We start from the raw sequence: 20,210 nt of genomic DNA on the forward strand, positions 1-20,210 counted from the left end.
GGCCGCCTCCGGTTTCGGATCGCCTCCGACGGGGAAGAGGAGGAGTGCCCCTTCCCCGGAGTCGCCGCGCGCGACTCCGCCCCACCGAGAGGAACGACCGTGGTCGCCATCGCCCCGCTCCGAGACCGCTTCGACGGAGTCGAGAGGATCGCCGTGCTGCGCGGCGGCGGACTGGGCGACCTGCTGTTCGCGCTGCCCGCCGTGGACGCGCTCGCCGCCGCCTACCCGGGCGCCGAGATCGTGCTGCTCGGCACTCCGGCGCACCGCGTGCTGCTGCAGGGCGTGGAGTCGCCGGTGAGCGACGTCGAGATCCTGCCGGTGGCGCAGGGCGTCCGCGACGGCGAGGGTGAGGACCCGCGGGTCGTCGAGGACTTCACCGAGCGGATGCGCGCGCGCCGCTTCGACCTCGCGGTGCAGCTGCACGGCGGCGGCCGCTTCTCCAACCCGTTCCTGCAGCGCCTCGGCGCACGGCACACCGTCGGCTCGCGCACCGACGACGCGGCCGAGTTGGAGCGCACGATCCCCTACGTCTACTACCAGCACGAGATGCTGCGGGCGCTCGAGATCGTCGGGTTGGCGGGGGCCCCTGCGGTGCGCCTCGAGGCGTCGCTGCAGGTCGACCCGGAGCGCCGCGACCGCCTCGCCGCCGCCCTGCCCGCCGGCGGGCCGCTGGTGCTGATCCACCCGGGCGCGACCGACGTCCGGCGCCGCTGGAGCTCCGCGAACTTCGCCGAGGTGGCCCGCGCGCTGCTGGCCGACGGGGCGCGCGTGCTCGTCGTGGGCGACGCCTCCGACGCGCCCGCCGCGGACGCGATCGTCGCGGGCGCTCCGGGCGCGGTGTCCTGGGCGGACCGGGTCGAGCTCCCAGATCTCGGTCCGCTGCTCTCGCTCGCCGACCTCGTCCTCGGCAACGACAGCGGACCGCGGCACCTCGCGGCGGCGGTCGGTGCGCCCACGGTCGGCGTCTTCTGGGTCGGCAATGCCATCAACGCCCAGCCCCTCGGCCGCCAGCGCCATCGCGTGCAGCTGAGCTGGACGACCCGCTGCCCGATCTGCGGCATCGACGTCACCCAGGTCGGCTGGACCGCCCCGCGCTGCGAGCACGAGCTGTCCTTCGTCGACGACGTCCCCGTCGCCCGGGTCCTCGAGGACGTCCGCGGCGTCCTCGCCTCCACCCGCTGACGTCGCCCGGGCCCTGCCCCCCACCACGAGATGCCACTTATGAGCGGCGACACCGGCGTGTCGCGCTCATAAGTGGCATCTCGCGGGAGGGGTCGGACGCGGGGGAGCGTCAGACGTCCTGGGCGTCAGCGGCTCACGGCCAGGAGGGCTCCTCCTCGTGGGTGATGACGAGCTCGCGGACCTCGCAGCCGCGGGGCTGGCCGAGGACGAACATCACGGCGTTGGCGACGTTCTCCGGGTCGTTGAGGAGCGCGTCGGGACCCGGCTTGTACTGGGCGTCGCGGTCGTCGAAGAAGCGGGTCTTCATGCCGGAGGGGATCAGCGTGGTGACGCCGATCTCGCCCTTGGTCTCGGCCGCGAGCGCCCGCGTGAAGCCGAGTACGCCGAACTTCGACGCGCAGTAGGCGGTGGCGTCCGAGACGGCCTTGATCGCGAGCGAGGACGCGACGGTGACGACGCGGCCGTGGGTCTCGGTGAGGAACGGCAGCGCCGCGCGGACGACGGCCGCGGTGCCGAGCAGGTTGACCGAGATCACGCGCTCCCACTCCTCCGGGTCGACGTCGACGAGGCGCCCGCAGCGGTCGATGCCGGCCGCGGTGACGACGGCGTCGAGGCCGCCGTGCTCGCGGGCGATCTCGACGACGGCCTTCTCGGCCTCGCGGGTCTTGGCGACGTCCACCTGGTAGGCGGCGACGCCGTCCTGGACGTTCGACACGTCGCGGTCGAGGACGATCGGCGTGCCGCCCGCGGCCGTGACGGCGGCGGCGACGGCTGCTCCGAGTCCGGAGGCGCCTCCGGTGATCAGGACGCGGCCGATGGGGGTGGGGGTGGTGGTCATGGGTGTCCCTTCCAGGATCGTCAGCGCCGACAGGATCGGCGCAGCGGGGCGGTGGTCGGCCGGAGCCGACGCGGTCAGCCGACGCGCGCGAGCGCGGCGGCGAGATGGGTGGTCGAGCGGCCCGCGTGGTACGGCACCGTCAGGACGCGGCCGCCCCACTCGGCGACCGTCGCGGTCTCGGGCAGCGATTCGGCGGAGTAGTCGCCGCCCTTCACCCAGACGTCCGGGCGGATGCGGCGCAGCGCCTCGTCGGGGGTGTCCTCGCCGAAGACGAGCACCGCGTCGACGCACTCGAGCGCGAGCAGCAGGTCGACCCGGTCGTCCTCGGGGATGATCGGCCGGGCCGGTCCCTTGAGCCGGCGGACGGAGTCGTCGGAGTTGAGGCAGACGATCAGGCAGTCGCCGAGCGCCCGGGCGGCCGAGAGGGTACGGGCGTGGCCGGCGTGCAGGAGGTCGAAGCAGCCGCCGGTCGCGACCACGGTGCCGCCGGCGCCGCGGACGGCCTCGGCGACGCGCAGCGCGTCCACTCCGGACGCCCCGTGCAGGGCGGCGGTGTCGGCCGGAGCGCCGAGGGAGGCGACGCCGCCCGCGAGCAGGTAGGCCCCGGCCGCGGCGACGGCCGCGCCGACCGCCTCGGAGGGGGTGGCCCCGCCGGCGAGCGCGACGGCGGCGGAGGCGGCGAAGCGATCGCCCGCCCCGCAGGGATCGGTCGGCGGCACGGGAGCGGCCGGATGCACCACCGGCACGCCGGCGCCGCGCGAGCGGACCAGAGCGCCGCCGGAGCCCATCGTCACCGCGACCGCGCCGCAGCCCCAGCGCTCGAGCAGCGTCGTCGCGGCGGTCTCGGCGAGGGTGACGCCGCGGCCGCTCGCCCCGGAGAAGCCGGTCGCCTCGCCCAGGTTCGGCGTCGCAAGGGTCGTCCCGGCGACCGGCTCGGTCCCGCGCGGGTGCGGATCCCAGACCAGCGGCACGGTGAGCGCGTCGAGGGCGGCGCGGAGCGAGGCGTCCTCGGTGAGCCGGCGGCCGTAGTCCGCGACGACGACCGCGTCGATCTCGCCGAGCGCGGCGAGCATCTCCTCGGTCACGGTCGGCACCGGCGGGCGCTCGCAGCCGCGGTCGAAGCGGACGACCGCCTGGCCGGAGGCGGCGACCCGCGTCTTCACGGGCGTCGGCGCGCCGGAGGGCCCGGCGACCACGCGGACACCGTCGAGCGCGGCGAGCAGCTCGGCCGCATCGGGATCGGCGGCGTCGGCCAGCGCCGTCACCAGCACGACCTCGTGGCCGTCGCGCACCAGCATCCGCGCCACCAGCCCGGCGCCGCCGGCGCGCACCCCGCGGGTCGACACGTCGACCACGGGCACCGGCGCGTCGGGGCTCAGCCGCTCGGCCGGCCCGGAGAGGTCGACGTCGAGCATCACGTCGCCGACCACGGCGATCCGCAGGCGGCTCACGCGGCCGCTCCGGTCCGCACGCGGATCCGGTGCTCGAAGGCCCGGCAGAGCGCGTGCACCAGCACGAGCTGCGCCTCCTGCACGTTCGAGCCGTGGCCCTGGAGCGCGATCGACTCGTCGCAGGCCTCGGTCAGCGGGTTGGGCCCGTCGCCGGTGAGCGCCCAGGTGCGGGCGCCCGCCGCGCGGGCCGCCTCGGCCGCGTGCAGCAGGTTGGCGCTGCGGCCGCTGGTCGAGAGCAGCACGACGACGTCGCCGCTGCGTGCGTGCGCGGTGACCTGGCGGGCGAAGACGTGGTCGAAGCCGTAGTCGTTGCCGATCGCGGTGAGGCTCGAGGTCTCGGAGTGCAGCGAGATCGCAGAGAAGGGGATGCGGTCGCCGTCGAAGCGGCCGACCAGCTCCGCGGTGAGGTGCTGCGCCTCCGCGGCCGAGCCGCCGTTGCCGGCCGCGAGCAGCCGGGCGCCGGTGTGCAGGCGGTCCGCCAGCTCGACGCCCCAGGCGACGATCCGGTCGGAGTGCCGCTCCAGCTGCGCGACGACGTCGAGCGCGCGGGCGACGTGGTCGTCGACGAGACGCCGGGCGGCGTCCGTCGGGGAGTCGGACGGCGTGTCCCTCGGGGTGTCCAGAACGGTGTCGATGCTCATCTGCGCGGGGCCGCCTTCCGGGGGGTGGAGGAGAGGGAGGTGCGAGCGGTGCCGCTCATGGCGGCATCGCCGTCGCCGAGTCCGGCGAGGGTGGTCAGGTAGGCGCGCTCGGTGTCCGCGGCGACGCGGTCCCAGGAGTAGCGCGACTCGACGCGGGCGCGGCCGGCGGCTCCGTAGGCGCTGGCGCGCTCGGGGTCGGCGATCAGCGCGGCGAGGGCCTCGGCGAGGGCGGCGGGGTCGCGCGGCGGCACGTGCACGCCGGTGACGTCCTCGACGACCGTGTCGATCAGCCCGCCGACGGAGGAGGCGACCACCGGCACGCCGCAGGCCATCGCCTCCAGCGGGGTGATGCCGAACGGCTCGTACCAGGGCGCGCAGATCACGATGTCGGCGGAGCGGAGCATCGCCGGCATCTCGGTCTGCGAGAGCTGGCCGGCGAAGACGACGCGGTCGGCGACTCCGAGGCCCTCGGCGACGCCGTGCAGGCGCTGGTACTCCGGGTCGGCGGCGAGCGCGTCGCCCGAGCCGGAACCGCCGACGACGACCAGCTCGGCGTCGCAGCCGTCGGCGACCAGGCGGGCGAGCGCCTCGATCGCGTGGCCCATGCCCTTGCGGGGCACGAGGCGGCCGATGCTCATCAGGCGCACCCGCCCGGTCCGCTCGGCGACGGGTCCGTCGGGCGTGAAGCGCTCGAGGTCGACGCCGCAGGGCACCACCGAGATGCTCGAGGTGGGCACGCCGAGGCCCTTCAGCTCGAAGGCCTCGTCGGAGCAGGTGGCGACGACGCCGTCCGCACGCCGGCCGACGCCGGGCTCGAGCCAGGCGCGCTCCTCGGGGCTGGTGTCGAGCGCGCCCTGCTGGCGGCGCTTGACCACGCCGAGCGCGTGGAAGGTGTGGAAGACGGGCACGCGGCGCCCGGTGGCGCGCTCCACGCGCTCGGAGGCGTCGAGCGCGGCGACCCCGGACATCCAGAAGTGGCTGTGCACCAGGTCGGGGCGGGAGTCGAGCCAGTCGTTCGCGAGGTCGACCGCGAAGTCGCCCATGAACGGCAGCAGCTCGTCCTTCGAGACCTTCGCGGCCGGGCCGGCATCGATGTGCACGACCTCGACGCCGGAGGTGAAGGGAACCCGGCGGGGGAGCGACGCGTCGTCGCGCCGGGTGTAGACGGTGACGCGGTGGCCGCGGCGTGCGAGCGCGTCGGCGAGGGCCGCGACGTGCACGTTCTGCCCGCCGGCGTCCACGCCGCCGAGCGTCGCCAGCGGGCTGGCGTGCTCGGAGACCATCGCGATCGAGAGGGGACGGGGGGTGCTCATCGGGTGCTCCCTTCGCTGGTTCCGGCGGTGGAGAGGGTGCGCGGGGCGGCGGCGAGGTCGCCGAGCAGCTCGTCCCAGTCGCGGTGGAAGCGGCCGAGGCTGTAGCGCGCGAGCGCGGCCTCGCGGGCGACCGCACCGGCGAGCGCGGCCCGCTCCGGGTCCTCCATCAGCGCGCGGGCGGCTGCCGCCAGCGCGTCGAGGTCGTTCGAGACCGCCCCGGCCTCGGGCGGCACGGCGCGGCCGGCCTCCGTGGTCTCCAGCGCGACGACCGGCATGCCCAGGTGCATCGCCTCGAGCAGCGCGAGGCCGAGCGAGGTCCAGCGGAACGGGTGCAAGTAGACCCGGCGGCGGGACAGCTCCGCGTGCATCGCACCGGTCTTCACGTCGCCGAGCACGTCGAGGCGGTCGGCGGGCAGCCCGGGCGTCCCGACGAGGCCCTCGGTCTTCATCCCGAAGACGTCGAGCGGCGCGACCGCGGCGAAGCGCGGCAGGAGGTCGGTGCCGGTCACCCGCTGCCGGCGCACCGGCTCGTTGATGACGACGCCGAAGTGCGCGAGCTCGCCGGTGTAGAGGGGGCCGGGGTCGTTGATCCCGTGCTCGATCACCGTGGTGCGCGTCGATCCGGTGTCCCACATCAGCGCGTTGAAGTGCGTCACGTGCACGAGGAGGAGGTCGTCGCGGTCGGCGAGCGGGTGGCGGTTGTCGGGCACGTCGCCGCGGGGCGTGTTGTGCTCGACGTAGACCGCCGGGATCTCGCGGCCGAGCCGCCGCCCGAGCAGGCGCTCCGCCTCCGCGAGCTCGTCCGGGCGCTGCAGGAGGACGACGTCGACGTCGGCGTCGCGCAGCTCCTCCGGTGCGATCTCGATCGTGTTCGGCCAGTCGCGGCCGCCGGTGCCGAGGCCCCAGCCGTCGCGGGCGGGAGTGGTGGGCAGCAGGTACTCGTGGTCGCCGCGGACGAACGCGTCCGCCCAGCCGCCGTGCACGTGCCAGAGCAGGATCCTCATGCGAGCGCCTCCGAGGGTGTCGTGGTGGATGTCGTGGAGTCGCGCCGCGGGAGCGCGCGGAGCCGGTGGGCGGCGGCGACCGCCTCCTCGGCGCTCACCCCCGCGAGGCAGGGGTGGCCGGGGACGGGGCAGACGCGGGCGCGCGAGCCGGCGCAGGCGGCCTGCTGGTCGCCGAGCAGCTCGACCGGGACGCCGTAGGGCGCCCACCGGATCGCCGGGACGACGGGCGCGAACAGGCTGACCACCGGCGTGCCGACAGCCGCCGCCAGGTGCGCCGGCCCGGTGTTGCCGCTGATGACGACCTCGGCGCGGGCGAGCACCTCGGCCGCGCCGGCGAAGTCGGTCGCGCCGCCGAGGTCGATGCCGCGGCTGCCCGCGACCTGCGCGGTGAGCGCGCGCTCGCCGGGGCCGCCGGTGACAGCGACCGCGAGGCCGGAGTCGGCGAGCAGCTCGACCGCGCGCGCCGCGTTCTCGGCCGGCCAGGCACGGGCGGGCACGGCGGCTCCCGGGTGCACGACGACGTACGGTCCGACACCCTCGAGCGCGGCGGGCAGGACGCCGCCGCGGTCGACCCGCAGGAGCCCGTCGTCGCCCTCCGGCAGCGCGAAGCCCGCGGCCGCCGCAATGGCGAGGGCGCGCTCCGGCTCCGGCTGGTCCTCCTCGAGCGTCTCGCCGGGCACCAGCCGAACATCGAGCAGCGCACCGGCGAAGTCGACCGAGGCCCCGGAGATCCGCGCGACGCCGGACAGGCGCAGCAGCAGCGCCAGCGGCAGCGGTGACTGGTGGAAGGAGGTGAGGATCACGGCCTCGTCCGGAGCGAACTCCTCGACGATCGACCGCAGCTCCGCCACGAGGGCGGCGTCGACCGCCTTCGAGGCGTCGCCGATCCACGGGCAGGACCAGGTGCGCACCTGCGTCGGCCCCGGCAGCAGTGCCGCAGCGGGCGCGCCCTGCGGCCCGGCGAGCAGCAGCACCTCGGCGTCGGCGGCGATCGCCCGCACAGCGGGCCCGCAGAGCAGCACGTCGCCCGCGCTGTCGAGGCGCGCCACCAGCACGCGGCGGGTCACTCGGCGTCCTCGTCCGGCTGCATCGCCAGCAGCAGCTCGACGGCCTCGAGGAGCGTCGCCGCGCGCAGCGGAGCGGCGGCCACCTCCTCGGCCCGGGTGATCGGGGTGGGCACGAGCACGCCGCGGGCCCCCGCGGCCGCCGCCGCGCCGATGTCGGCGCCGATGTCGCCGATCACTGCGAGGGTGTCGGCGGGCAGCCCGAGGGTCTGCGCGGCGTCGAGCACCATGCCCGGCGCGGGCTTGCGGCAGGCGCAGCCGTCCTCCGGGCCGTGCGGGCAGAGCATCCAGGCGTCGAAGCCGCCGAACAGCTCGTCGACGCGGCGGTTCACGGCGTCGGCCTGCGCGCGGTCGATGATGCCGCGGGCGATGCCGGACTGGTTCGTGACGACGCCGAGCTTCAGTCCCGCCTCGCGGGCCCGCTCGACCGCGTCCAGCGCGGTGGGCATCGGCTCGACCCGCGCCGGGTCGCCGTTGTAGGGCACGTCGACCACGAGCGTCGCGTCGCGGTCGAAGAGGATTCCGCGCAGGCGCGCAGCGCGCGGGGCGGGGGCGTCCTCCGCGGTGCGGTGCGCGGAGCCCGGCTGGATCGAGTCGTTCACCTCTCCCTCGTACCCCCCTCCTCCGGGTTCCAAACGCGGGGGAGGAGAAGTGGTGCGCTCGGGCGCGTCGGAGCCGCGGGGCCGCCCGGGCGAGATCCGCGCGTCTGAGGTCGCCGGAGCGGGGTACGGGACCTCCGACAGGAAGGAGGCGCCGTGCGCGCTCTCACCGACCCGGACGGAACCCCGGAGATCCTCGCCCTGCGAGCCCTCAAGCTCGGCGACATCCTCGTGGCCGTCCCCGCCCTCAAGGCGCTGCGCCGCGGCTTCCCCGAGCACCGGCTGATCCTCGCGACCACGCCCTGGCTGGAGCCGATCGTCGACCTGATCGACGGCCTCGACGCCCTCGTGCCGACCCTGCGCGGGCTGGACGATCCGCTGCCGGTCGCGCCCGGTCGCATCGAGCTCGCCGTCAACCTGCACGGCAACGGCCCGGAGTCCCGCGACGCCCTGATCGCGCTCGAGCCCGAGCGCCGCCTCGAGTTCCGCGTCCCCGCTCTCGACCCCGACGCGAGCCACGACGACCCGCGCCCGCTCTGGCTCGACGGCGAGCTGGAGCGCGCGCGCTGGGCCCGCCTGGTCAACTCGATCGGCCTCGACGCCGACCCCGAGGACGTCGGCATCGCCGTCCCGGCCGTGCCCGCACCCGTCGACGGCGCGGCGATCGTGCACATCGGCGCCTTCTACGGCTCGCGCGAGTGGCCGGAGGAGCGCTTCGCCGCGGTCGCGCAGTCGCTGGCCGCCGAGGGGCACCGCGTCGTCTACACCGGAGGCGCGAACGAGGCCGACCGCGCCCGCCGCGTCGCCGAGCTGGCCGGAACGGGCGAGGTGCTCGCCGGCGCGATCGACCTGAGCGGATTCGCCGCGGTCGTCGCCGCGGCCGAGGTGCTCGTCACGGTGGACACCGGTGCCGCGCACCTGGCGTCCGCCTACGGCATCCCGTCGGTCGTGATCTTCGGACCGGCGCCGCCCGAGGCGTGGGGTCCGCCGGCGAGCGGACCACACATCGTGCTGACCGACGCGTCGCTGCGCCGCGGAGACGTCTTCTCCTCCGAGCCCGACCCGGCGCTGCTCGCGGTGCGGACCGAGCACGTCCTCGACGCGCTCGCCACCCTGCCCTCGCGCGCCGACGCCCACCTCAGGCGGTCCGCAGCCGCGCCGCAGGGTGGACGGGCGTGACCACGGCGACCGACGCGACCCGCGCGCGGCTCGTGGGCTGATGACTGCGCGACGGGGCGCCGAGGCGGTCGGCGAGCTGCGCGAGGATCCGGCGCTGCAGCCGCGAGACCTGCATCTGCGTGGTGCCGAGCGCGTCGGCGATCTGCTGTTGCGTCATCTCCTCGACGAAGCGCATCCGGAGCAGCTCGCGCTGGCCGTTCTCGAGCTCGGCGAGCGCCCGGGCCAGGCCGTGCCGGCGGTCGATCGCCGCGAGGTCCTCGTCCTCCCCGCCGATCGTCTCGGCCAGCCGGACCCCGGTCTCGCCGACGGTCTCGTCGAGGGAGAGCGGATGTCCGGCCGCGCGCGCGTCGGCGACCTCGGCCGGCTCGACGCCGAGCCGCGCGGCGATCTCCCGATCGCTCGGGTGGCGGCCGAGCTCCTGCGCCAGCTCGTCGGCGACGACGGCCGAGCGGCGGTGCAGCTCCTGCACGCCGCGGGGCGGGCGGATCGTCCAGCCGAGGTCGCGCAGGTGGCGCTTGAGCTCGCCGGTGATGGTGGGCACCGCGAAGGCGGCGAAGCTGTCGCCGCGCTCCGGCGTGAAGCGGCGGGCGGCCTTGACCAGCCCCACGTAGGCGACCTGGCGGAGATCCGCGCGGTCGCCGCCGGCGCGGGACACCCGGTTCGCCATCGCCTCGGCCAGCCCGAGGTGGTCGAGCACGATGCGCTCCCGGATGCGGGCGCCCTCGGCGTCGTCGGCGGTCGCCGCCGCTTGGAAGAGCGAGAGGGTGCGGGCGTCCTTCTCCTCGCGCGGCGAGGCGGACGCGCTCGGCGAGTCGATCGCGGGGGCGAGCGCTGAGAGGGCGGTGTCGAGAACGACCGTGCTCATCGGGACCCCTTTCCGGGCATGCTGGCGCGTCCGGGGCGGCGGGATGCGACGCGCTCGTCGTCGAGCGGCCCCGGGGGAGAAGCAGTAGCCACAGGCCACCACTGCTCCTCCCGTTCGAGAAGTCCGTTGACTCGGAGCACTGCTTCGCGCTAGGAGCTCCTGCCGCCCCGCGCCCCTGCCGCTGCGACCTCCGGCTCGCGATTCCGCCCTCGGCTCGCCGAATCACCCACTTCCCGCGTGCCGGAGCGGTTCCGGCGTGCCGAACGTCCACCCGCCCCAACTCCGGCTCGCAATCCCGCCTCCGGCTCGCGGTATCGCGCGCTTCCCGCGTGCCGGAGCTGTTCCGGCGTGCCGAGCGTCCGCCCGCGCCACCTCCGGCTCGCGATCCCTCCTCCGGCTCGCCGAATCACCCACTTGCCGCGTGCCGGAGCAGTTCCGGCGTGCCGAACGTCCACCTGCGCCACCTCCGGCTCGCGATTCCACCCTCGGCGCGCCGAATCCCCGGATTCCCGCGTGCCGAACGGGATTCCACGAGCCGGACGTCCACCCGAGCAGGCCCCCTGTCCAGTCCGGGCGCCGATCCCCGCCCCGCCGCTAGAATCGCCCCGTATGTCTGAGCTCACCCCGCCCTCCGATCGCGCCCACGACGCGCACCCGTTCACGACCGCGACCGGGAGCGACGTCCGCGTCCGCTTCTGCCCGTCCCCGACCGGGACGCCGCACGTCGGCCTCATCCGCACCGCCCTGTTCAACTGGGCCTACGCGCGGCACACCGGAGGCACCTTCGTCTTCCGGATCGAGGACACCGACGCGGCCCGCGACAGCGAGGAGAGCTACGAGCAGCTCATCGACGCGCTCCGCTGGCTGAAGCTCGACTGGGACGAGGGCGTCGGCGTCGGCGGCCCGCACGGCCCGTACCGCCAGTCCGAGCGCAGCGACGTCTACACCGACGTCATCCAGCGCCTGCTCGCCTCCGGCCACCTCTACGAGAGCTACTCGAACGCCGAGGAGATCGACGCGCGCAACGAGGCGGCCGGCCGCGCCAAGCAGCACGGCTATGACAACTTCGACCGCGACCTCACCGAGGAGCAGCGCGCCGCCTTCCGCGCCGAGGGTCGGAGCCCGGCGCTGCGCCTGCGCGTCCCGGACGCCGACCTCTCCTTCGACGACCTCGTCCGCGGCGAGATCACCTTCCCGGCCGGCTCCTTCAGCGACTTCGTCGTCGTCCGCCCCAACGGCCAGCCGCTCTACACGCTGGTGAACCCGGTCGACGACGCGCTGATGCAGATCACCCACGTCCTCCGCGGCGAGGACATCCTGCCCTCCACCGCGCGCCAGATCGCGCTGTACCACGCGCTGATCGACATCGGACTGACCACGTTCGTCCCGCGCTTCGGCCACCTCCCCTACGTGATGGGCGAGGGCAACAAGAAGCTCTCGAAGCGCGACCCCTCCGCCAACCTCTTCCACCACCGCGACCGCGGCTTCATCCCCGAGGGCCTGGTCAACTACCTCGCCCTGCTCGGCTGGTCGCTCACCCACGACCGCGACGTCTTCTCGATCGACGAGATGATCGCCGCCTTCGACGTCGCCGACGTGAACCCCAACCCGGCGCGCTTCGACCTCAAGAAGGCCGAGTCGATCAACGGCGACCACATCCGCCTGCTCGCGGTCGACGACTTCACCGAGCGGACGATCCCCTACCTGATCGCCGCCGGCGTCCTCGAGACCGAGCCGACCGCCGACCAGCGCGCCGTCCTCGACGCCGCCGCCCCGCTCGTCCAGGAGCGCATCGGCCTGCTCGGCGAGGCGCCCGGCATGCTCGGCTTCCTCTTCACCACCGCCGACGCCCTCTCCTACGACGAGGACGCGCTGAAGGGCCTGCCCGCGAACGCCGGCGAGGTCCTCGCCGCGTCGATCGGCGCCCTCGAGCTCGTGCCCGAGGGGGAGTGGCTGACCGCCTCGATCCAGGAGGCGCTCGCCGGCGCGCTGATCGAGGGCCTGGGCCTCAAGCCCCGCATCGCCTACGGGCCGCTGCGCACCGCGATCTCGGGCCGCCGCGTCTCGCCGCCGCTGTTCGAGTCGATGGAGATCCTCGGCAAGTCCGAGTCGATCGCCCGCCTCGCCCGCCTCGCCGACACCCGGAGCTGATCGTGGCGGAGGTGCAGGGCGGCCACTACGACGTCGTCATCATCGGCGCCGGTCCCGCGGGGCTCTCGGCGGGGCTGAACCTCGTCCGCGCGCGCCGCAGCGTGCTGCTGCTCGACAGCAACCGGCCGCGCAACGCGGCGACCCTGCACTCGCACGGCTTCCTCACCCGCGACGGCGTCTCGCCGCTCGAGCTGCGCCGCCTCGGCCGCGCCGAGCTCGAGCAGTACGACGAGGCCGAGGTGCACAACGCGATGGTCACCTCCGTCGAGCGCTCCGGGGGCGAGTTCGTCGTCACCGCGAAGGGCGTCCGCGGCTCGGCCGACCGCTCGGTGCTGGCGACCGCGGTCGTCGTCGCGGGCGGCCTCTCCGAGCGCCTCCCGACGCTGCCTAGCCTCCGCGCCTACTACGGCACCGCCGTGCACAGCTGCATGGAGTGCGACGGCTACGAGAAGGCCGGCGAGCCGCTGGCCCTGATCGGCGAGACCGCCGACCTCGCCGAGCGCGCCATGCTCCTCTCGCAGTGGTCGACCGACCTCATCGTCTTCACCAACGGCGTCGGAGTCGTCAGCGACACCGACGAGTCGCTCCTGAACTCGATCGGCATCCGCATCGAGCGCCGCCTCGTCGCGGACCTGGTGGGGGAGCGCGCCGTGATGACCGGCGTCGCCCTCGCCGACGGCGATGTGATCCCGCGTACCGGCGCCTTCGTCCGCCCGGTCTGGGTCCCCGTCCTCGACTACCTCGACCCGGCCGGCCCCGAGGTCGACCCCGAGGGCTTCCTCCGCGTCGACGCGGGCGGCCGCACCTCCGTCCCCGGCCTCTACGCCGCCGGCGAGGTCACCGCCCCCGGACCGCAGCAGCTGATCGTCGCCGCGGGCTCCGGCGCGCAGGTCGCCTCGGCGATCAACCGCGACCTCGTCCGCGCCCGCCTCGGCGAGGCCGCGCCCGAGTCGGAGGCCCTCGCCGTGCACGATCGCGGAGCCGATTTGAGCGGCGTGCGTCCGTAGGGTACTGTCGTCTCTCGGCGCCGAGTTCCACTCCGGCCGCCGCCTGGTCCCGGCCTCACCGCCGGATGACCATTGGGGTATGGTGTAATTGGCAACACGACTGATTCTGGTTCAGTTGTTCTTGGTTCGAGTCCAGGTACCCCAGCACTGAAGTGCTCGCGAGAGTCGAAGCATCGCCCGGCGTCCGTCGCCGCTGTAGCTCCTCCCGCTGCGATCCGGCTCGTCGCCCGGCGTCCCGACCGCGGTCCTGGTGTGCATCCGGCACCTCCGCGCGTCCCGCGCGAACGAGCACGCATCCGCCGTCCGGCCGACGCCCGGGAACCCCGTCCATGCCACGATGAACCTGTACATCGCTCAGAAACCCGCCCCGCGCGGGTTCCGAGAAGGGGGCCCCTCGTCCATGAATTCTGATCTGCTCTGGGTCGTCGGCGCCGGCATCGTCGTCGGTGTCGTGCTGCTGCTCGCCATCATCGGCTTCTTCATCTTCCGCGCCTGGTACCAGGTCCCGCAGGCCGACGAGGCCATCGTGATCGTCGGAAAGAAGCAGAAGGGCGACGACGGCCTGACCTCGAACATGACCGTCATCACCGGCGGCGGCGCGTTCGTCAACAAGCTGACCCAGCGCTCCGACCGCATCTCGCTGCGGTCGCGGCAGATCAAGATGGAGCCGGTCGCGCAGACCAAGAACGGCGTCACGATCCACCTCGCGGGCGTCGCCCTCGTGAAGATCGGCTCCACGCCCGACCAGGTGCGCGCCGCCGCCGAGCGCTTCGCCTCGCAGGACCAGTCGATCGACGTCTTCACCACCGAGCAGCTCGAGGGCGCGCTGCGCGGCGTCGTGGCGAAGCTCAGCGTCGAGGAGGTCATGCAGGACCGCCAGAAGCTCGGTGACGAGATCGCCGAGGGCATCAAGGGCGACCTGCTCGCCCAGGGACTCGTCCTCGACTCCTTCGCCATCCAGGGCGTCACCGACCGCAACGGCTACATCGAGGCGCTCGGTGCTCAAGAGATCGAGCGCGTCCGCCGCGAGGCCGACGTCGCCCGGATCAACGCGGCCCGCGAGGTCAAGGCCCGTCAGCTCGCCACCGACGAGGCGAACCTGATCGAGCAGACCGCCTTCGACAAGAACACCGCCGCCTCGAAGTCCGAGGTCGGCCGCGCCAACGCCGAGGCCGAGCAGGCCGAGAACCTGGCCCGCGCCGAGCGCGAGCAGGCCGTCCTCGTCCAGCGCGCCGAGAACCGGCAGGCCGAGCTCGACGCCGACGTCAAGCGCGTGGCCGACGCCGAGAAGTACCGGCGCCAGACCGAGGCCGACGCCGACGCCTACGGCCGAGCGAAGAAGGCCGAGACCGACCGCCAGGTCGCGCAGCAGGTGTCCGACGCCGAGGCCTACGCCGTCCAGCGCCAGGCGGAGGCCCGTCAGGCGTCCGCCGCGGCCGAGGCGGCGGCGGTCAGCGCCCGCGCCGAGGCGGAGGCCCACGCTCTGCGCGCCAAGGCCGGCGCCGAGGCCGAGGCCCTGCGCGCGAACGCCTCCGCCGAGGCGGAGGCCATCCGCACCAAGGGCGAGGCGAGCGCGGCCGCGATCCAGGCCGAGGCGGAGGCGCTCCGCGAGAACCAGGAGGCGATCCTGGGCCGCGAGCTCATCGGCCAGCTGCCGTCCCTGATGGCGGAGTTCGCGAAGGGCTACCAGAACGTCGGCACCATCACCCTGATCGGAGGCGACACCGCGGCCACGCACATCGCCCGCGAGCAGGCGGCGAGCCTGTCGGCCACGTTCGACAGCGTCAAGTCCGCGACCGGCGTCGACCTCGGAGCCATCCTCCAGGGCCAGGCCTTCGGCCGGGGCGTGGCCTCGACCTCGGCCGCCGAGCCCGCCCCGTCGGCCGATCCCACCGCCGTCCCCTCGACGAGCTGACGTCCCGGGGCCGCCCGCCCTCGACGCGGGCGGCCCGACGTCCTGTCGGCGGGTGCGGCCCCGCCCGCTCTACCGCCGCATCGATCCGTCACCAACGGCTGCCTCGACGGCTCCCACGCGACCCTCCGTGCCGGATCGACGCGCCCCCTCGTGCGCCGAGCACGCGGAGGCCGATCCGTCCACTCCCGGTGCGCTCCGCAGCTGCGACGTACGCTGGCCCGATGAGGCGGGGTCGGAGGCGCGGGGCGGGCGCCGCGGCCCTCGCCCTGACGGCGGTACTCCTGCTGGCCGGCTGCAGCGGCGACTCCTTCCGCGCCGATTTCGCGCGCACCTTCGGCAGCGACGAGGCGGTCGCCGACTTAGAGCTCGCGGCCGTCGAGGACATGCCGTTCACCGGCGGAGTCAGCGCCGAGGTCGTCGCCCGCGAGGACCTCTCCGACGCCGACGTGACGTCCCTCGCCGAGAGGTTGGCCGCCTTCGCCGCGAAGCGCCCCACCGGCGACGTGCGGATCCTCCTCGACGCCGACGACCTCACCCTGCCCGTGTCCGGCGACGAGGACCTCACGTCCGGCCGGATCGCTGCGGCCCTCGCGCTCCGGGACGACCCGCGAGTCGAGTCCCTCGCCCTCGCCGCCGACGACAGCGAGGACCGCGTGAGCGGCCTGAGCCTCTTCCTGGCGGAGCAGGCGACCGCCGACGACGCCTTCGCGCTCGCCCGCGACGCCCCCGCGCTCCTCCCAGACGCCCCGCCCCTGCACGTGAGCGTCCAGAGCGCCGACCGCTCGCTGCTCGTCACCGGCACCCCGGGCCCCTGGCTCGACGACGCCCAGCGCCTCCGGACCGCGATCTCGGCCGCCGTCCCCACCGCGGGCTTCCGCGCCGACCCCGACCACCTCGCCGTCACCCTGACGAGCGACGCCGACCGCGCCGCGGCGACACTCGCCGCCGCCGCCGTCCCCAGCAGCACGATCGCCGTCACGTTGTCCGGCCCCTGACCGCCGAGGACGCCACTCCGTTCGCTGCCCATCGCGCAGCGCACGACAGAATGACCCTCACCGCGCGGACCACGGTCAAAACAGTCCTGATCTCGGTACGCTTTTGGCAGAGGGGGGGGCGAGATGGGATATCGCAGAGACCTGTGGGAGTTGGCTGCCGTGCGGCACGGCGTGGTGACGATCGCGGAGGCGGAGGATGCCGGCGTTCCGGCCGTCGAGGTCCGGAAGCTCGCCGCTCGTGGTGCGCTCCGGGCGCACGGCCAGGGCGTGTACACGCACCGCGACGTGCTGAAGACCCGGATCACCCAGCCGATGATCGCCGTCGCGCTCGCGGGGGAGGGTGCGTTCCTGCACCGGGAGTCCGTGCTCGATCTGCTGACACTCGGGCAGTTCAATCCGCCGAAGGTGCGCGTGGGCACCCGCCGCCGGGTTCGGCGGGCTCTGCCGGACTGGCTGGATCTGCAGAACCGGACCGACCTCTCCGACCACGAGCTCACTCGTTACGAGGGTGTCCCGGCGACGACCGTTCGGCGAGCGCTGGAGGACATGGAGCACCGGATGCCGCCCGACCGCTGGTCCGCCCTGGTCGAGGAGGCAGGGCGGCGCGGGCTGGTCGACGACCAGGAGATCGGGCCATGGAAGGCAGCGGCGCGATGACGGTGGTGCCGCCGCTGAACCTGACACGCCTGAAGGAGGCTGATGCTCGCGCATCAAGACTCTCGCGCGCAGCTCATTCAGAAGTCGTTCTGAACTACGATCGAGAGATGGCGACCACCCCGATCCCGACGTTCCAGTCCTCCGAGCTGAGCCGGAACGCGCGCGCCGTCTTCGCCGCGGCGGAGGAGCAGCCGGTCGACGTCACGCGTCGCGACGGGGACGACCTCGTGCTGATGTCCAAGCGCGAGGCGGACTCGCGCGAGCAGCTGCTGCAGCTGGCTGCTCAGCTCATCGCGGTGTCGACCGACGACCGGGGGACGCTCGGCGACCGGATGGCGCAGGTCTTCCCCTGGATGCTCGCGCTGTCCGGCTCGGACCGGGAGCAGTGCGCGAAGGATCTGCTGTCGACGGCGCGCGCGTCCTTCGCCACCGGTCACGCGCACCTGGCCGCGGCCGAGCTGGTCTCCTGGCGGGAGTCGGCCACGGCGATCGCCGACGGACTCGCGATCATGCCGGTCGACTGGCTCGAGACCGGCATCGTCGTCGAGCGTCCGTAGCCGTGGCGAGGGACAGCCGCGTCGAGCGGCCTCTCAAGAAGTCGGAGTACGAGATCCGCTTCGCCACGCTGCAGGCGCAGAAGGGCTGGACCGACCTCTGCGCCACCAGCCGGAACGCCCTGGCGGAGGCGTGGGACTTCCTGACGAGAACGCCGACAGAGACGACCCCGTCGAACTACCGGTTGCGGGGCGAGCTCGGCACCGTGACGAAGGGTGCTGACGTCCACGAGCGCTGGCAGCACAAGCCGACGCGGCAGGGCGACGCGCGCCTCCGGTTCTTCGTGGTGGGCCGGACGGTGTTCCTCGAGCAGGTGCACACCCGGCACCCGAACGCAACGAAGTGAGTCACTCCTCCGCGGCGCCGAGCTCCTTGCGCATCTGGATCGACGTCGGCTCGTAGCCGAGCGACTCGTACAGTCCCCGCGCCGTCGTGTTGAAGCCGAAGACGTTGAGCGCGAGCGCCCGGTAGCCGCGCGAACGGGCGTGCTCCTCCGCCAGGAGCATCGCCGCGCGGCCGAACCCGCGGCCGCGCTCGGACGGGTCGACCTCGACGTCCCAGATGTAGGCGACGCCCTCGAGCTCCTGCGGGTGGGGGCCGACCCAGAGCACGCCGACCGGACGCCCGTCGCCGAGGACCCGCAGCACGTCGTGGCCCCGGGCGAGGACGCCGCCCGGGAAGAGTCGCTCGTCGTTAGCGTCCGCGTTCCGCACGGCGGCGGCCTCGTCGTCGCCCGCGCGCATCCGGTCCTCGATGTACGTCCCGCGCTGGAGGGACATCCAATCGGCGAGTTCGGCGGGCGGGAACGGCGCGAGGGAGACGGACATGCCCCACGGTCCCACACCTGCGCTGACCTCATCAGCCGACGCGGAGATCACCTCTGCAGACGTCCGCTCCGCGTCGTCGGAGGCTGCTCGCCGGATGGTTCAGAGACGTCGTCGACCCAGTCATTGCGTATTACGATAATCCGCATGACCGATGAGGAGACGATCGCCGGCCGACCGGTGACGGAGGAGCAGATCGCAGCCTGGGCCGCCGAGGCGGAACGCGGGTACGACGTCGATGCGCTCAAGGCGAGAGGACGGGGACGCCCGGGACGGGGCGCGCAGCCCTCGCAGGTCGTCGCGGTACGGCTGACGATCGAGGAGCTCGCCGCGCTCGACGAGCGTGCCGCGAGAGAGCACAAGACCCGCTCCGAGGTCGTCCGGGAGGCGCTCGCCTCCGCCGCGGCGTGAGAGTCCACGCCTCTGCTCTGAGGCACGGCATCTCCGAGGAGGACGATCAGGAGCGGTCCGCGCCCTCGCTCTCCGCCGCCTCGACCTGCTCCGCGTGCTTCTTCTTGCCGAAGCGCGTGGCCAGGAACAGCAGCGTCCCGACGACCACGTAGCCCGCGGTCCCGAGCCAGACCACGCCGGTCTGCTGCGTCAGCAGCACGACGCTCGCGATGATCGCGAGGATCGGAACGACCCGCGGCACCGAGAAGTGCGGGTGGTCGACGCGGTCCTTCTTCAGCACCAGCACCGAGATGTTCGCCGAGATGAAGACCAGGAGCAGCAGGAGCACGGTCGTCTCGGCCAGCGTGCCGACGTCGCCGATCAGGCTGAGCAGCATGGTCACGCCGCCGACGACGACGATCGAGACCCACGGGGTACGGCGGTTCGGCAGCACGCGGCCGAAGGCGCTGGGCAGCAGACCGGAGGACGCCAGGCCGAACCCGACCCGGCTCGCCATCACCATGAACAGCAGCGCGCCGTTCGCGATCGCGATGAGCGCGATCAGGCCGAACAGCCACGGCGGCACCGCCACTCCGCTGGCCGCGACCACGTCGAGCAGCGGGCCGGTCGACTCCGCGAGCTCCTCGTTCGGCAGCACGATCACGGCGCCGAGGGCGATCAGCAGATAGACCACGGCGGCGGTGATCAGCGCGCCGAACAGCGCCCGCGGGTAGACCTTCGAGGGATTGCGCACCTCCTCGGCCATGTTCGCCGCGGCCTCGAAGCCGAGGAAGGAGAAGAAGGCGACGATGGAAGCGGCGAACGCGCCCTGCAGCGGCGCGACCTCCGGGTTGAACTCCAGGACGCGGCCGGCGTCGCCGTTGCCGCCGCCGAAGAAGATCGCCGCGCAGACGATCACGATCACGAGTCCGCTGACCTCGATCACCGAGGCGACCAGGTTCGCGGTCAGCGACTCCTTCACCCCGCGCAGGTTGATCAGCGTGAGCACCGCGATGAAGACGATCGCGGTCGGCACGGGCGGCACGTCGAGCAGCGCACCGAGGTAGTCGCCGGCGAACGCGTTGGCGAGCGAGGCGGCGGTGGTGATCCCGGAGGCCATCATCAGGAAGCCGACCAGGAACGACAGGTACGGCTTGCCGAACGCCCGGTCCACGTAGCGGGCGGCGCCGCCGGCGTGCGGGTACTTGGTGATCAGCTCGGCGTAGGTGCCGGCCGTCAGCAGCGCGATGACGAGCGCGATCAGCAGCGGCAGCCAGATGACGCCGCCGACGTCCGCGGCCATCGTGCCGACCAGCGTGTAGATGCCGGCGCCGAGCGTGTCGCCGACGATGAAGGCGAAGAGCAGCGGGCCGGTGATGACCTTCTTCAGCGACCCTCCGCCCTTCGCGGGGGCACTGGCGGCGGCGTTCGTCGTTTCGGTCATCCGGCGATTCCAACGAGAACCGGGCCCAGGCGCAACCCCCGCCGCAAGATCGCTGCGGGATTTCTCATGATCGAAACACGCACTCGCCCACCGTGCCCGGGCCTCCGGAGGTCGCGCTCGGGCGCTCCGAGGCGCC

20 protein-coding genes and 1 tRNA gene are annotated in these 20,210 nt (G+C 73.9%); 11 read left to right on the forward strand and 10 right to left on the reverse strand.

The genetic code is table 11. The annotated features are described in order from the left end of the window. Nucleotides 1-99 precede the first annotated feature (99 nt). Nucleotides 100-1,182 (forward strand): glycosyltransferase family 9 protein, encoded by a 1,083-nt coding sequence (locus MT351_RS12635; RefSeq protein WP_132438287.1) that lies wholly within the window; start codon nucleotides 100-102, stop codon nucleotides 1,180-1,182. Between the two features lie 133 nt (nucleotides 1,183-1,315). Here the strand turns inward: MT351_RS12635 and MT351_RS12640 are convergent, their stop codons facing one another. The 7 genes from MT351_RS12640 to MT351_RS12670 form a co-directional block, all read right to left on the reverse strand. Further along, a complete protein-coding gene (locus MT351_RS12640) occupies nucleotides 1,316-2,020 on the reverse strand; it encodes an SDR family oxidoreductase (protein ID WP_123737249.1) in 705 nt (234 codons plus the stop codon). A gap of 74 nt (nucleotides 2,021-2,094) precedes the next feature. After that, nucleotides 2,095-3,462, reverse strand: coding sequence for a PfkB family carbohydrate kinase (locus MT351_RS12645; protein WP_123737306.1), 1,368 nt, complete (start codon nucleotides 3,460-3,462; stop codon nucleotides 2,095-2,097). Between the two features lie 5 nt (nucleotides 3,463-3,467). After that, nucleotides 3,468-4,112, reverse strand: a complete 645-nt coding sequence (locus tag MT351_RS12650; protein ID WP_243582344.1) for an SIS domain-containing protein — start codon at nucleotides 4,110-4,112, stop codon at nucleotides 3,468-3,470. Then, the gene (locus MT351_RS12655) at nucleotides 4,109-5,425 is read right to left on the reverse strand and encodes a glycosyltransferase (RefSeq protein ID WP_123737247.1); all 1,317 of its coding nucleotides are present in this window, start codon (nucleotides 5,423-5,425) and stop codon (nucleotides 4,109-4,111) included. Before MT351_RS12655 ends, MT351_RS12650 begins: the two co-directional genes overlap by 4 nt. Beyond that, entirely contained in the window at nucleotides 5,422-6,429 is a 1,008-nt protein-coding gene (locus MT351_RS12660) for a glycosyltransferase (RefSeq protein WP_243582345.1), read from the reverse strand. The genes MT351_RS12655 and MT351_RS12660 overlap by 4 nt, the downstream gene beginning before the upstream one ends. Continuing rightward, entirely contained in the window at nucleotides 6,426-7,496 is a 1,071-nt protein-coding gene (locus MT351_RS12665; RefSeq protein ID WP_123737245.1) for a glycosyltransferase family 9 protein, read from the reverse strand. Before MT351_RS12665 ends, MT351_RS12660 begins: the two co-directional genes overlap by 4 nt. After that, nucleotides 7,493-8,095 carry an HAD-IIIA family hydrolase gene (locus tag MT351_RS12670; RefSeq protein WP_308197751.1) on the reverse strand — a complete coding sequence of 201 codons (603 nt, stop codon included), beginning with the start codon at nucleotides 8,093-8,095 and terminating at the stop codon, nucleotides 7,493-7,495. The genes MT351_RS12665 and MT351_RS12670 overlap by 4 nt, the downstream gene beginning before the upstream one ends. A gap of 153 nt (nucleotides 8,096-8,248) precedes the next feature. Between MT351_RS12670 and MT351_RS12675 the strand changes: the two genes are divergently transcribed. Then, nucleotides 8,249-9,271 (forward strand): glycosyltransferase family 9 protein, encoded by a 1,023-nt coding sequence (locus MT351_RS12675; RefSeq protein WP_123737244.1) that lies wholly within the window; start codon nucleotides 8,249-8,251, stop codon nucleotides 9,269-9,271. Here the strand turns inward: MT351_RS12675 and MT351_RS12680 are convergent. Next, entirely contained in the window at nucleotides 9,231-10,136 is a 906-nt protein-coding gene (locus MT351_RS12680; protein ID WP_243582346.1) for a sigma-70 family RNA polymerase sigma factor, read from the reverse strand. The two genes, MT351_RS12675 and MT351_RS12680, sit on opposite strands and share 41 nt — an antisense overlap. Nucleotides 10,137-10,745: 609 nt before the next feature. Here MT351_RS12680 and gltX point away from each other — a divergent pair. The 8 genes from gltX (at nucleotide 10,746) to MT351_RS12720 (ending at nucleotide 17,762) form a co-directional block, all read left to right on the forward strand. Further along, on the forward strand, nucleotides 10,746-12,287 hold the full coding sequence (gene gltX, locus MT351_RS12685) for a glutamate--tRNA ligase (protein ID WP_132438280.1): 1,542 nt from the start codon (nucleotides 10,746-10,748) through the stop codon (nucleotides 12,285-12,287). Between the two features lie 11 nt (nucleotides 12,288-12,298). Then, on the forward strand, nucleotides 12,299-13,294 hold the full coding sequence (locus tag MT351_RS12690; protein ID WP_374204771.1) for an NAD(P)/FAD-dependent oxidoreductase: 996 nt from the start codon (nucleotides 12,299-12,301) through the stop codon (nucleotides 13,292-13,294). Nucleotides 13,295-13,367: 73 nt separating this feature from the next. Continuing rightward, a tRNA-Gln gene (locus tag MT351_RS12695) sits at nucleotides 13,368-13,439 on the forward strand. A gap of 255 nt (nucleotides 13,440-13,694) precedes the next feature. Continuing rightward, a complete protein-coding gene (locus tag MT351_RS12700) occupies nucleotides 13,695-15,209 on the forward strand; it encodes an SPFH domain-containing protein (protein ID WP_123737241.1) in 1,515 nt (504 codons plus the stop codon). A gap of 221 nt (nucleotides 15,210-15,430) precedes the next feature. Beyond that, the gene (locus MT351_RS12705; RefSeq protein ID WP_243582348.1) at nucleotides 15,431-16,204 is read left to right on the forward strand and encodes a hypothetical protein; all 774 of its coding nucleotides are present in this window, start codon (nucleotides 15,431-15,433) and stop codon (nucleotides 16,202-16,204) included. A gap of 123 nt (nucleotides 16,205-16,327) precedes the next feature. Next, on the forward strand, nucleotides 16,328-16,861 hold the full coding sequence (locus tag MT351_RS12710; protein ID WP_243582349.1) for a type IV toxin-antitoxin system AbiEi family antitoxin domain-containing protein: 534 nt from the start codon (nucleotides 16,328-16,330) through the stop codon (nucleotides 16,859-16,861). A gap of 107 nt (nucleotides 16,862-16,968) precedes the next feature. Beyond that, the gene (locus tag MT351_RS12715) at nucleotides 16,969-17,418 is read left to right on the forward strand and encodes a prevent-host-death protein (protein WP_132438277.1); all 450 of its coding nucleotides are present in this window, start codon (nucleotides 16,969-16,971) and stop codon (nucleotides 17,416-17,418) included. Between the two features lie 2 nt (nucleotides 17,419-17,420). Beyond that, nucleotides 17,421-17,762: a hypothetical protein gene (locus tag MT351_RS12720; RefSeq protein ID WP_132438276.1), complete on the forward strand. Its 342-nt coding sequence runs from the start codon at nucleotides 17,421-17,423 to the stop codon at nucleotides 17,760-17,762. A 1-nt stretch (nucleotide 17,763) separates the two neighbouring features. Here the strand turns inward: MT351_RS12720 and MT351_RS12725 are convergent, their stop codons facing one another. After that, the gene (locus tag MT351_RS12725) at nucleotides 17,764-18,243 is read right to left on the reverse strand and encodes a GNAT family N-acetyltransferase (RefSeq protein WP_243582350.1); all 480 of its coding nucleotides are present in this window, start codon (nucleotides 18,241-18,243) and stop codon (nucleotides 17,764-17,766) included. A gap of 144 nt (nucleotides 18,244-18,387) precedes the next feature. Between MT351_RS12725 and MT351_RS12730 the strand changes: the two genes are divergently transcribed. After that, nucleotides 18,388-18,651 carry a ribbon-helix-helix protein, CopG family gene (locus MT351_RS12730; RefSeq protein WP_132438274.1) on the forward strand — a complete coding sequence of 88 codons (264 nt, stop codon included), beginning with the start codon at nucleotides 18,388-18,390 and terminating at the stop codon, nucleotides 18,649-18,651. A 46-nt stretch (nucleotides 18,652-18,697) separates the two neighbouring features. Here MT351_RS12730 and MT351_RS12735 read toward each other — a convergent pair whose 3' ends face one another. Further along, nucleotides 18,698-20,074, reverse strand: a complete 1,377-nt coding sequence (locus tag MT351_RS12735; protein ID WP_123737235.1) for an APC family permease — start codon at nucleotides 20,072-20,074, stop codon at nucleotides 18,698-18,700. Nucleotides 20,075-20,210: the final 136 nt, after the last annotated feature.

The organism is Rathayibacter sp. VKM Ac-2926 (assembly GCF_022815565.1).
Lineage (GTDB): Bacteria > Actinomycetota > Actinomycetes > Actinomycetales > Microbacteriaceae > Rathayibacter > Rathayibacter festucae.